Origin of the sequence: Endozoicomonas elysicola (genome assembly GCF_000710775.1) — a bacterium.
Lineage (GTDB): Bacteria > Pseudomonadota > Gammaproteobacteria > Pseudomonadales > Endozoicomonadaceae > Endozoicomonas > Endozoicomonas elysicola.
On sequence record NZ_JOJP01000001.1, the window covers coordinates 3,603,151 to 3,615,807 of the forward strand.

Annotated in this window: 9 protein-coding genes; 8 read left to right on the forward strand and 1 reads right to left on the reverse strand. The window is 46.1% G+C overall.

Going from position 1 to position 12,657, the window contains the following annotated elements; all coding sequences use genetic code 11:
- The first annotated feature begins 30 nt into the window (after nt 1-30).
- The 4 genes from GV64_RS15530 (at nt 31) to map (ending at nt 6,271) form a co-directional block, all read left to right on the forward strand.
- Nucleotides 31-1,674 carry a hypothetical protein gene (locus tag GV64_RS15530; RefSeq protein ID WP_020584339.1) on the forward strand — a complete coding sequence of 548 codons (1,644 nt, stop codon included), beginning with the start codon at nt 31-33 and terminating at the stop codon, nt 1,672-1,674.
- An 87-nt stretch (nt 1,675-1,761) separates the two neighbouring features.
- Nucleotides 1,762-3,315: a hypothetical protein gene (locus GV64_RS15535; RefSeq protein WP_152554082.1), complete on the forward strand. Its 1,554-nt coding sequence runs from the start codon at nt 1,762-1,764 to the stop codon at nt 3,313-3,315.
- Between the two features lie 424 nt (nt 3,316-3,739).
- Entirely contained in the window at nt 3,740-5,344 is a 1,605-nt protein-coding gene (locus GV64_RS15540) for an AbgT family transporter (RefSeq protein ID WP_020584336.1), read from the forward strand.
- Between the two features lie 132 nt (nt 5,345-5,476).
- On the forward strand, nt 5,477-6,271 hold the full coding sequence (gene map / locus GV64_RS15545; RefSeq protein WP_020584335.1) for a type I methionyl aminopeptidase: 795 nt from the start codon (nt 5,477-5,479) through the stop codon (nt 6,269-6,271).
- A 75-nt stretch (nt 6,272-6,346) separates the two neighbouring features.
- Here the strand turns inward: map and GV64_RS15550 are convergent, their stop codons facing one another.
- Nucleotides 6,347-7,267: a 2-dehydro-3-deoxygalactonokinase gene (locus tag GV64_RS15550; protein ID WP_020584334.1), complete on the reverse strand. Its 921-nt coding sequence runs from the start codon at nt 7,265-7,267 to the stop codon at nt 6,347-6,349.
- A 282-nt stretch (nt 7,268-7,549) separates the two neighbouring features.
- On the opposite strand from GV64_RS15550, the gene glnD reads away from it, so the two are divergent.
- The 4 genes from glnD to GV64_RS15565 all read left to right on the forward strand — a co-directional run bounded on the left by glnD (nt 7,550) and on the right by GV64_RS15565 (nt 12,478).
- Nucleotides 7,550-10,261 carry a [protein-PII] uridylyltransferase gene (gene glnD, locus GV64_RS15555; RefSeq protein WP_020584333.1) on the forward strand — a complete coding sequence of 904 codons (2,712 nt, stop codon included), beginning with the start codon at nt 7,550-7,552 and terminating at the stop codon, nt 10,259-10,261.
- A gap of 427 nt (nt 10,262-10,688) precedes the next feature.
- Complete coding sequence (corA, locus tag GV64_RS15560) at nt 10,689-11,642, forward strand: magnesium/cobalt transporter CorA (RefSeq protein ID WP_020584332.1); 954 nt, start codon at nt 10,689-10,691, stop codon at nt 11,640-11,642.
- 87 nt (nt 11,643-11,729) lie between these two features.
- Entirely contained in the window at nt 11,730-11,858 is a 129-nt protein-coding gene (locus tag GV64_RS26145; protein ID WP_269078666.1) for a hypothetical protein, read from the forward strand.
- An 8-nt stretch (nt 11,859-11,866) separates the two neighbouring features.
- The gene (locus tag GV64_RS15565) at nt 11,867-12,478 is read left to right on the forward strand and encodes an aminoacyl-tRNA deacylase (RefSeq protein ID WP_020584331.1); all 612 of its coding nucleotides are present in this window, start codon (nt 11,867-11,869) and stop codon (nt 12,476-12,478) included.
- Nucleotides 12,479-12,657 lie beyond the last annotated feature (179 nt).

The window sequence follows — 12,657 nt, forward strand, 5'->3', positions numbered from 1 at the left end:
TCTTATTAAAAATTTTCGCAGGTCATTTTAATGGCTATTAAAAAGCACCTTTTGTATGCGGCTTTACTAGCCATACTTTTTCCTTCCAAACCCTACGCTTTTCTCGGAGGCTCGGAGCCCTATTTCATTGCAAATTACTGCTTTCAAAGATCAGCCTCCTATGACAGACCGAGCTGGTCATGTCCCGGACAAATTATTCCTTCCTACAAAACCCGAAATTTCCGGTTTGAAGAGTTGAAGTGCTCTGGCAACAATAATACACATGTCCGTTTACCAGAATCCTTTGATGAAGAAGCCTGGCTTGACCTGAAAAACATCAGTCGTCATGAAGCTGCCGATATTTTACGACAACAACCTTCACCAGCCTGGTCAGGTGAAATACATTATCAAACTTATATTCACTGGGAGTGGGAAGACTGTCGCCTGGTCACTGATGCATTTATCTGCGGAACCTACGAGGTTTGTGAAGAAAGAGTTGTACCAACAGAGCACGGTGGCACACAACACGTCAACCAGTGCCATCTGGAACCAAAAAGTTGTTATGCAGATATCACAGTTCATGAAAATCAGTACTGTACCGGCGGGGATGGACAACTGGACTTTGATGTAGAGTTTTTGAAAAAAAATGCTGATCACTGGAATCCGGGGAGTCCCAACTATGTTGATCGACTTGCCAATGGGTATGACCTCCTGCCCGGAGAAGAGGAAGCAATCACGATCAGTAATCTGAAAAGCAGCTGGTGGGAGTCTCATTCTACAGAGTTAACCCCAACTCTTATTATCGAAGACCCCAAAAATGAGTACAACCTTAGACAGTTTATTCATAACCAGCAATCTGATAGCCTTTCATGCCGCTTTCAGGGTCATGACAAGGTCAGTTTTACCGTAGACACCCAGAGAAGAATTGCTTCACAATCACCTAATGCGTTCTCACTCCCCAAAGCTTTTGACAATGAAGACATTGACCCACTGGTATGGCAGTCCGCACCTGGCATGAATGGTTCAAGAGAAGAAAAAGGCTACCCGCTGATAATGAGAGCACAAGACTTCTCAGCAGCCGCCCTCAGTGAAGTCTCAGAAGACGTAACAGAAAAACTGAAAAACATCATTGTCAGGGTTCAGCTCTATGAACCCTCAATATTTGGAGAGCGCTTAAAGGCAACCATTTATATTGATGAAGCGAAAGCTATTCAGCAAACACTGAATGCCATCTCAAGTGATCAGAAGATACGACGGTCCACACTTTGGGAGTTTAAACTAAAAAATGGCAATAACCCAAACAAGAACATCTATAGAAGCTACCTGCCATCATTGTTTTATTATCCGGGAAAAATTTTCTTGTCGGATGAAGCACTCAGTTATGAGGATAATCTGGCTCCTGATACAGAATACACACTCAAATTAACGGTCTACCAGAAAAACCTTCCCTTCTACCATCAGTCCTGTGAGTCCGATCCCGATGCTTGGGATTGTAAGTGGTACACCTTATGGGGACTCTTCAGCTCAAGTCGGCATGAAGATAATTATTTTTCAAGGAAAAGCCTTGATGTCAGGTTCAGATCAAATCCCAATGTTGACCTGAGAACCTGGTCATCAAGCTTCTGGCACTTTGTCAGCTATGCTCAACTTGCGATACCTGTAGGGGCAGTCGCTCTATTCCTCCTAATGCCTTAGCTCGTGATTACAGGGCTCTATACGAGCCCTTGTGATGAAAAAGGCTCCCATGCCATGATCAGTTTTTTCCATTCCACCAGGGTATCAATGCTGATACTCTTTTCATATTCTATTCCTGCTTCAGCGCTCTATTACTGCGTTGAACGACACGCCCCTATCGAAAGACGCAGTGAATCGTGCCCAGGACTGGTAATCCCTGCTAATAAAAGCCGAAACTTTATGGGTGAGAGCTTGAAGTGCTCTGAAGCACATCATGAACACCTTCGACAGCAGATGCCTTATGATGAAGAAGCATGGCAAGACTTAAAGAACATTGATCGAACCAAAGCAATAGAGTTTCTTAGGCAACTTCCGGAACCAGAATGGTCTGCAGCTATTCATTACCCAACGAATCTTCACTGGAGCTGGCAGGAGTGCGAGTTGGTAACATCGGAGCTGCATTGTGGAGCCATTGTATATTGCGATGATAACTCATGTACCCATATACCACTGACTTGCTATGCAGACATTACGCATGATGAGGAACTGGCTTGTGGGCATGGACAGCTTGATTTCAATGTGAAGTTCATCAGAAAAGATGCTAAATGGTGGCATCCCGGACACAAAAACCATGTCGACATCCTCGCTAATGGTTATGACCTGCTACCCGGTGAAAAAGAAGTCATTACGGTCGGTAATCTGAAGACCAGCTGGTGGAGCGGTAATCAGTCAGAAAAACTAAGCCCAACATTGTCAATTGAAGATCCCAGAAATGAGTACAGTTCCGGCATGACGATAAACGACAAGCATGCCGAGAGCCTTTCATGCAGAGTTAATGGTTACGATAATGTCAGTTTTTCTGTGTACACTTCCAAAAGAATCACCTCAAGTTCACCCAATGCTTTTTCCTTACCAACGGCCTTTGACAACACAGAACTTGAACCTCTGATCTGGCAATCAACCACTGGGTATAATGGTCAGAGAGTAGCCAAAGGATTCCCTCTTATCATGAGAGCCCAGGATTATTCAGCAGCAACAATGAGTGAGGTTTCAGAAGATATTTCTAAAAAATTAAAGAGCATTATTATTCGAGTTCAGCTTTTCGAACCCTCAATATTTGGAGAAAGATTAAAGTCGACCATTTATATTGATGAAGCGAAAGCCATTCAGCAAACACTCAATGCCATTTCAAGTGACCAGAAGATTCGGAGATCAACGCTCTGGGAGTTCAAGCTAAAAAATGGTGACCACCCCAATAAAAATATATACAGAAGCTTTGTCCCTTCACTTTTCTATTACCCGGGCAAGGTATTCTTGTCTGACGACGAGCTCAGCTATGACGATCATCTGACTCCCGATACTGAATACACTCTGAAATTAACGGTGTACCAGAAGAACCTTCCTTTTTACCTCCAATCCTGTGAGTCAGACCCTGACGCCTGGGACTGTAAATGGTATACCCTTTGGGGGCTTTTCAGCTGGAACCGCTATGAAAGGAACTATTTTTCGAAAAAAAGCCTGGATGTCAGGTTCAAAACCAATCCCAATGTGGATCACAGAACCTGGCTATCCACCTTCTGGCACTCTGTAGGATGGACACAAGCCTTAGTGCCTATTGGTGCTACCGTGTTAACGCTCAAATACTTGGGAATCTGGTTTTAAAAGCATGGCTTAATAAGTGCTTTTCCAAAAGGATAATCTGCCATTTTCAAGCCCCTTTTAAAGAATGCCTGCCCAAAATAAGTATTTTTACCAGTATTTTCAGGCATAAAAAAACAATCATCCAACGCTTATTAAATTCAACAAAATAATAGCTGGATTGACCAGAAAAAATCAAAATAAACACCTGCCATACAATGAGTTAAGCACCAGTTTCAACTTTTTATTTATATTCAACTTATGTACCATCGTTCATTATTTTCTCAACATACTTGAGAAAAAAGCTTTATGTCGGGGCTTTTGCCCGACCACCAAGTAGCCTGAAAACTCGGACTTCTTTAACACGATCCATAGTCTGATGGCTGAAATTCATGATGTGCGAAAATAAGCACACTTATAAAAATTGACACAACTGTTGGAGTGGAATATGTCGTACCACGAAGTACTCCCAACAGGTGATGCCAAAAATAATAATAAGCGCAGCACCTTTAATCGTTTTCTCAGCACTGTGGAGTGGTTAGGCAACCTGCTACCTCATCCGGTGACTCTATTCGCGCTCTTTGCGTTTGCCATTGTCGTGCTAAGCGGCCTGGCTTCCTGGTTTGGCCTCAGTGTTATGGACCCCCGCCCTATTGGTGCTCCCGGAAGAGCTGCCGACGGTATCATCGAGGTTGTTAACCTCCTGAATGGTGATGGTCTCAGAATGATTGTCACCAGCCTGGTGTCCAACTTTACCGGCTTTGCACCACTGGGTACCGTACTGGTGGCCATTCTTGGAGTTGGCATTGCCGAACACTCCGGCCTGCTTAGTGCAGCTGTTCGCTCCCTGGTCATGAAAGCCTCCAAAAACACGGTGACTCTTATCGTTGTTTTTGCTGGCGTTATCTCCAATACCGCCTCAGAGCTGGGCTATGTCGTTCTGATACCATTAGCAGCAATGATATTCCACTCGCTGGGCAGACACCCTATTGCCGGGTTAGCCGCAGCTTTTGCCGGTGTATCGGGTGGTTACAGCGCAAACCTGCTGCTCGGCACCGTTGACCCACTACTGGCCGGGATCACCCAGACGGCAGCCAGAATTATCGACCCAACCTATGTCGTTGGACCTGAAGTTAACTGGTATTTCATGGTGCTGAGCACCTTTATGATTGCCGGTGTTGGCAGCTGGGTGACGATCCGGTTTGTTGAGCCCAACCTTGGCCCATACAACCCAAAAGAAGCCAGCATCAATCTGGCCGAGGAAAAGCTGGATCAGATCACCTCAGACGAAAAGCGGGGCCTGAAAATGGCAGGTCTGTCTGTTCTGGCGGTTTCTGCCCTTATGGCACTGACTATTGTTCCAGAATGGGGTGTATTGAGAAACCCGAATACAGGACTGGTTGCCGGATCACCTTTCCTCAAGGGTATCGTTGCCATGATTCTGGTATTTTTTGCGGTACCCGGCATCGTTTATGGCAAAGTAGTTGGCACTATCAAGAATGACCGTGATGTCATTGACTGCATGGCCAAAAGTATGGGCACCATGGGTATGTATATTGTTCTGGTGTTCTTTGCCGCTCAGTTTGTCGCTTTCTTTAAAATGACAAACTTCGGAACGATCTTCGCCGTACTTGGCGCAGAATTCCTGCAAAACATCGGACTGACAGGCCCCCTGCTCTTCCTCGTTTTCATTCTGATGTGCGGCTTTGTCAATTTGATGATTGGCAGTGCTTCAGCACAGTGGGCTGTTACAGCCCCTATTTTTGTTCCCATGCTTATGCTGGTCGGCTATGCCCCGGAAGTGATTCAGGCGGCATACCGGATTGGCGACTCAGTCACCAATATCATTACTCCCATGATGAGCTATTTTGGCCTGATTGTTTCGTTCGCGACTCGCTATAAGAAAGACTTGGGAATCGGCACATTGATTTCCACTATGCTGCCTTACTCTATTTTCTTCCTGATTGGCTGGACAGTACTGTTCTTTATCTGGGTATTTGTGCTAAATATGCCAGTAGGTCCCGGTGCTGCTACATACTACACAGCTGGCTAACCCTGTGGCGCCCCTTCTCCAGAAGGGGCACTTAAGCTTTTATAATATTGTTAATACTTCGCTCAGGGATTCTGATAAGATAATAAGCATTATCATTTGACTTTCGCATCTTTTAAGCGGCTTAACCAAACAATGAATGTAACCATTAAAACCCCTGAAGACATTGAAAAGATGCGCATCGCTGGCCGTCTGGCCGCTGAAGTGCTGGAAATGATCGAACCTTATGTGAAGCCTGGCGTTTCAACAGGGGAGTTGGATCGCATCTGCCATGACTATATTGTTAATGTTCAGAAAGCAATCCCAGCCCCTCTGAACTATGGTGCTGCACCAGGGCGTCCCGGCTTTCCAAAATCCACCTGTATTTCCATTAACCAGGTGGTTTGTCATGGCATTCCAAGTGATAAGAAGTTTCTGAAAAGCGGTGATGTTGTCAACATCGATATCACGGTTATCAAAGATGGCTATCACGGTGACACCAGCAAAATGTTTCTGGTGGGTGAGGTTCAGGCATTTAATCAAAGGCTGGTTCAGGTTACTCAGGAATGCCTTTATATGGGCATTGAACAAGTTAAACCCGGTAATCGTTTAAGCGATATTGGGCGTGTCATTGCCAGACATGCCCATGCCAACCACTTCACTGTGGTCGAAGAGTATTGCGGTCATGGTATTGGCCGGGTTTTCCATGAAGACCCTCAAGTCATTCACTATGAAGGCTATAACGATAGAAATGACTGCGTTCTGAAAGAAGGAATGACCTTCACCATTGAGCCAATGATCAACGCTGGCAAGAAAGGAACAAAGTTGCTGGGTGATGCATGGACAGCGGTAACCAGAGACCGCCGACCTTCAGCACAATGGGAACATACCATTGCGGTGACTGCTACGGGTTATGAAGTATTAACCAAACGATCTGAAGAAAGCTTCTAAAAAAAGCCTCCAGCTCCAAAACTAAACACCTTGAAGGTATTCATTACCTTCAAGGTGTATCAGTAATCTCTACCGTCAGCTGTCCACCCCCAAAGATTCCAGAATTAACTGCGCACCAGACAGGTAAGCCCGATCAGAATCAAGCAACGTGGTTTTAATGGAAAGTTCATCAAACGCCAACTGGTAAAGCTCCATCAACTGCCCGCTTCCAACAACGACAATATCATCTAACCCCATAGACTTCAGGTCTCGGAACTCGTGACCAATCAATAGCCCTGATAAATAACTGCTGACATGCTCTGCCTCAATTTGACTGACCAGCCGCCGGGTACTCGAACTGAATAAGACTTTTGACAAACAACCTGACTTCAAGGCGGTTCTGACGCCGGTCATAAAATCAATGGAAGACGTTTTCTGTTCAATGCCTGAGTGCCGAGATAAGGATGAATATTGATCCAGCAGCTTGAAGAGCTCACCCGTAATATATGTGGACAAAAGGCTAACCCCCCCCTCTGCCACCCTGACCAGCTTCGAATGTTCTCCTGGTCTCAGAATCCACCCATCTGACAGTGCCTGCTCCTTGATGGCACCAATAATAGATACCTCTTCCCCCCTTAAAACCTCGGGATAATCTTCCCCCGTGTGCAAAATACCCGGTACTATAAACACATTTTTCAACTGGTTGGTAGGAACCGTGACTACCCCCCCCTGAATCTCAACACTGGAACAAGGCGTGTGAATATAGGGCGCCTCTACCCAACCCTCTCTAGCTCCCACCAGCCCTGAAAGAATGATTGGAAACTCACCATGAGCAGATAACCATGAGTCAATCAACTGCCTTAATGTGACCTCAAATGCCTGATCCTCAACCTTAAGTACCCCCTGCTCACCAGCCTTAGTATCTACCAGGTTTCCTTTTTTAATCAGAAAAGCCTTGTAACTATCGGCTCCCCAGTCAACTGCAGCCCATATTTGACCAGAAGAAAATATACTCATAGTGACGTATTACTCATGCAGAAAATGCAATGAAAATAAAACAGGAGGCAGACACATTCGATTCATATTTAAGCGTTACAAGCCATTATAGTACTGATTTTTTCCACCAATCCCCTTAAAATACTCATAAGTAGCTGAGCAAAAAAATCAGAAATGCTCAATTCCGTTTGCATAGCCACTTAATCAGGTTCAATAAACTCTCCCGATCAGGTCTTGAATCAACCAGTCCATTTTATGAGTCAGAAACAGCCCTGAGCCAACAATAAAAGACAGAAGCCTATAATGAGTAATCCTTTCCAGAAGATTCCAGCCCCCGTTAAGGACAGTCTTTTTAACAAAAGCCAGTTCCGTGCAGACCTGACCATTTCTAAAACGCCAATCCCTGCCTATAAGAAGTGCCTTAAAGAAGCCACCGCTAAAATGGATCAATGGTTCATGGATGGAATGGATATTGAACAGCTGGTATTTGCCAGAGCCTGGCTTATTGATCAGGTGTTATGTCTGTCATGGGAACATCTGGACTGGACCAAAGGCTGCCCTATTGCCTTGCTGGCTGTTGGCGGCTATGGAAGGGGGGAACTTCACCCCGGTTCCGATATTGATATCCTGATTCTTCTTGAAGAAGACCATTATAATGAGCACCAAGATGCCATTGAGCATTTTTTGACGTTACTCTGGGATATAGGCCTGAAAGTCGGATCCAGTGTGCGATCTCTTGCCGAGTGCGCACATCAGGCAGTCAATGACCTGACTATCATTACAAACCTGATGGAATCCAGAGTGATATCAGGCCCAGCCGTACTGCATGAGCGTTTGCTGGATATCACGGACACTGACCATATGTGGCCAAGCCAGCGATACCTTCAGGCAAAATTTGAAGAGCAACGTAAGCGACACCGGAAATACAACGATACCGAGTATGATCTGGAACCCAATATAAAAGGTTCTCCGGGTGGACTCCGGGATCTTCATATGCTGGGCTGGGTCGCTCGACGACACTACGGAACCCATGATCCCGCAGAGCTTCTGGAACTTGGCTTTCTAAGCAATGTTGAACACCAACAGCTACTGCGATGCAGGGCATTTCTGTGGAAGATTCGCTGGGCCCTGCACTCACAGACCGGACGCAGTGAAGACCGACTGCTATTCGACCACCAACGGACACTGGCCAGTCAGTTTGGCTATCATGACCACACTGGCGCACTGGCTGTTGAGCAGTTTATGCAGAGCTATTTTCGAACGGTCATGATTGTCAGCCAGTTAAAGGACCTGCTGCTTCAACATTTTGATGATGATATTCTCAGTGCCGGTGAGTCTCAGGAAGTTCGCCCTATCAACGAACGATTTCAAGTGTGTAATAACTATATTGAAACCGTTCACGATAAAGTGTTTGCCGAATATCCGCCCGCAATACTGGAAATGTTTGTCCTTATAACCAGAGACCAGACGATTCAGGGACCGACAGCAGAAACCATAAGATTACTCAGGGACTATCGCCACCTGGTAGATAGCACCTTTCGCAAAGACCCTCGGTGCACGCGGCTTTTTCTGGAGTTAATGAGAGCACCGTTCACACTCACCGCCACACTGAGAAGAATGGCCCGTTATGGCATTCTGGGACGGTATCTACCAGAGTTTGGGCAAATCATTGGTCAGATGCAGTATGATCTGTTTCATACATTAACTGTCGACGCCCACACTCTGCTACTGATCAAATACTTGCGCGGTTTCTCCTACGAAAAGAGTCGCCAGCAGTTCCCCATTGCGTCAAAAATTATTCATAGAATTCCAAAACCCGAACTCCTCTATCTGGCAGGCCTGTACCACGACATCGGCAAAGGTCGCGGTGGAGATCACTCTCAACTGGGCGCAGTGGATGCAAAACAATTCTGTCGAGTGCATGGATTAAACAAAGAAGATACTTCATTGATTGTCTGGCTGGTTCAGGAGCACCTGACGATGTCAGTCACTGCTCAGAAAAAAGACCTGTCCGATCCTATCGTCATCCAGGACTTTGCCCGCCGTGTTGGCACAAGGGAAAGACTGAAATACCTCTATTTGCTGACGGTGGCCGACATCAATGCGACAAACCCCGGGCTATGGAATGGCTGGAGAGCCTCCCTGCTCCAACAGTTATTTTCACAGACTCACCAGCTATTAAAAAGGGGTATTGATAACCTTCCTGAACTCAATGAACAAATTGCCAATACCCAACAAAAGGCTTTGCTATTACTTAAGGAGAAGGGCTTTGAAGAAGCCTGGATCCTGAAGCTATGGGAACAGTTCAACGATGAGTACTTTCTTCGACACCAGAGTGATGAGATCAGCTGGCAGACGGAAGGAATCCTGAACCATCGGCCCGGCAAGCCTTTGATACTGATCCCGGAAGTCAAAGATGGCTATGAGCATCAAGGTTCCAAAGTATTTGTTTATACCCATGACCAGTCCAACCTGTTTGCAGCGACAGTTGCGGCCTTCCATCAACTGGGACTGGCTATTCAGGATGCCCGAATTATTACGTCTAATAATAACTTCAGTCTGGATACCTACACCGTGCTTGAAGAAGATGGATCGGCTATTGGCCCCAACCCGGAGCGGATTCTTGACATACAGGTTCACTTACAGAATACACTGGCTGCGCCTGATAAATTTCCAGAACTCATTCGCCGAAGAACACCCCGGCAGCTTCGCTACTTCAACCGCGAACCGGTTGTCCTGATCAGTAACCAGGTCGAACCCAGACAAACCATTCTGGATATAACGGCTACAGACCGTCCCGGCTTGCTGGCCCTGATAGGAAAAAGCTTTGCCAAACTTCAATTACAGGTCCATGGCGCTAAAATTGCCACATTTGGTGAAAAGGTTGAAGATAGTTTTATTATTGCGGACAGTAATGGCGACACCATTCGTGACGCACAAAGCTGCAAAAAAATCTGTGATACATTGAGCAGTGTTTTACGAGAAGCATCCAGCCTTGACGCAATAACACCCTGACTTTTCAAACTGTAGAATTGAGATTAATGTGCCAGATAATTTCTGGCACTCAAAATCCGCACCGTTTCTGGTGAATGGCCAGATACACATTCCTTCTATCCAATTAGAAGTCAATTATCGTACAATTCAGCAGCAATTTATTGCCGAATCATCAGTACTATACCCAAAGGATTTCAAGTTGCTACGCGGCGGCAAGTAAGCAAAGCCCCTTGAGCCTACAAATAGTAGGTGATCGGACTGAGCTGGCGTTCCAGTAAACGAATGCAGCCAACAAAGTAGCTATTTGCAAGGCAACGGGTATATGGCAATCTACCCATGACTCTGTGTCATCAGGTATTTAGCGTTTTATGGTCTGGATGATCCGACAATCCAGTGACTGGTGCTCAGCACCCCTCTCAAAGCTGTTTACCAATAAAAGGCAGTAACCATGATCTATGCCTATAGTGCTCAGGAAAACCAATTTTCCATTGACCGGGTTACCCCAGATTTCCCTCCGGCCAAGGGCACTATATGGTTAGAAGCCACTGAACCGGATAGTGACGAACACCACTGGTTGACTACGCACTTTCCCGGATGCCTGCCTGAAGAAGAGGACCTGGGTGAAATTGAGATATCATCACGCTACTTTGAGACAGAAAGCGGTATTCATATCCGCTCACTGTTTCCGCATCGTGCCGGTCACGATCTGAGAAACATTAACGTTGCCTTCAACCTGAGATCCGACAAACTCATCACCCTGCAGGATGAGCCCACAGGCCTGTTCAGGCTGATGCGTAAACATTTGAAAACACAGCATGTTAAAGCCGCCACACCACTGGATGTTCTCATCGCACTGTTTGATGCCAAGGTTGAATATCTGGCGGATACCCTGGAAGAAGTATACGAAGACCTGGAAGAGGTCAGCCAGAATGCACTTTCAGAACAGTATAAGGATGTTAATGAACAGCTACGAACCATCACACTTCAGGAAGACCTGAATGGCAAAGTAAGGCTGAATCTGCTGGATACGCAGCGCTCTCTCCGTTACCTGATGCGTTCATGCAACCATATGCTGAACGATGAACAGCGGGACAATATTCGGGATATGCTCCGGGATATTGAATCCCTGACACCGCATACCGGCTTTATATTTGAGAAAATCAACTTCCTGATGGAATCGACCATGGGTTATATCAATCTTGAGCAGAACAATATCATCAAGATTTTCTCGGTTGCCGCTGTGATGTTTCTGCCTCCAACATTGATAGCCAGTATTTACGGAATGAACTTTAAAACCATGCCAGAGCTTTCCGTTGAGTACGGCTACCCTCTTGCCCTGGGGCTTATGCTGCTAAGCGCACTGGCAACGTTTCTTTTCTTCAAACGAAAAGGCTGGCTGTAGCTAGGGGGCGTTATCAACTGGACATACAACCAGCCACCCATTATTTGTACCAGACAAGGCGCGAGCTGTGTAGTGTGGTTGCTCCACATGAGCAGTGAGCAACGCAGCATGGTGCAAATAATGGGTGGCCCTTTGGGTTGGCCATACAAGCACTCATGCCGTGTTGAACGTCTTGAACAGGGAACCACCATGTCCTGCGCCGTTCACCTTGCCTGAGTGCTTGTATGGCCAACTGGTTGAATGGCCAGTTGGTAACGCCCCCTAATGAAATATTAGCCTCTGTTATCAGCCATCAGGGGCTATACTCTTCTCACCTCAAGCCAAGATTCACTGGGGTGATTCCTATCATGAGCATTCCCAACACAGTCCATAATTATCTCTCTGAACAGAAGATTCCCTATCACACGATCAGACACCAACCCAGCAAAAGTTCAGTCCAGAGTGCCATTGCTGCGCAGATCCCACTCCACCAGCTGGCCAAAGCTGTTGTCCTGAAAGACAATCAGGATCACTACCTGATGGCCATTTTACCTGCCGCAAACCGGGTCAATATTCACCAGGTGAGTCAAATCACCAATTCAAGGCTTCAACTTGCAACCGAGCATGAGCTTAACTGCACATTCAAGGACTGTGAACCCGGTGCCATTCCTCCTCTCGGCCAGCCCTATCATATGAATATGCTCTTTGATAACCGGATTTGCCATAATCCGGATATCTATCTGGAAGCCGGTGACCACGAAACATTGATCCATTTATTACAGAGTAGTTTTCAACAGCTTATCGACGGCCAGCCTCATGATGACCTCTGCTCAGCCCCACCAAAAAACATGAAATAACCACCGATGATCTCCTGCCTCGTTTATAACCCGGTGTCTATATTAATGTCAGGGTGCCATTCGACTGAGTGAATCCCTGAGGTCCGTAAGGCTTCTTAACTACCACTTTCACAGATAGCGTCCATACTGATATCAGATAGTTCGCTCTCGAACGAACCCGTCACCAGAAGGGCTATTCC

Excerpts from the sequence above, each read along its gene's own strand:
- GV64_RS15565 (WP_020584331.1), top strand. The coding sequence starts at position 11,867 with ATGGCCAACTGGTTGAATGGCCAGTTGGTAACGCCCCCTAATGAAATA.
- GV64_RS26145 (WP_269078666.1), top strand. The coding sequence starts at position 11,730 with ATGAGCAGTGAGCAACGCAGCATGGTGCAAATAATGGGTGGCCCTTTG.
- GV64_RS15540 (WP_020584336.1), top strand. The coding sequence starts at position 3,740 with ATGTCGTACCACGAAGTACTCCCAACAGGTGATGCCAAAAATAATAAT.
- GV64_RS15530 (WP_020584339.1), top strand. The coding sequence starts at position 31 with ATGGCTATTAAAAAGCACCTTTTGTATGCGGCTTTACTAGCCATACTT.
- GV64_RS15535 (WP_152554082.1), top strand. The coding sequence starts at position 1,762 with ATGCTGATACTCTTTTCATATTCTATTCCTGCTTCAGCGCTCTATTAC.
- map (WP_020584335.1), top strand. The coding sequence starts at position 5,477 with ATGAATGTAACCATTAAAACCCCTGAAGACATTGAAAAGATGCGCATC.
- glnD (WP_020584333.1), top strand. The coding sequence starts at position 7,550 with ATGAGTAATCCTTTCCAGAAGATTCCAGCCCCCGTTAAGGACAGTCTT.
- GV64_RS15550 (WP_020584334.1), bottom strand. The coding sequence starts at position 7,267 with ATGAGTATATTTTCTTCTGGTCAAATATGGGCTGCAGTTGACTGGGGA.
- corA (WP_020584332.1), top strand. The coding sequence starts at position 10,689 with ATGATCTATGCCTATAGTGCTCAGGAAAACCAATTTTCCATTGACCGG.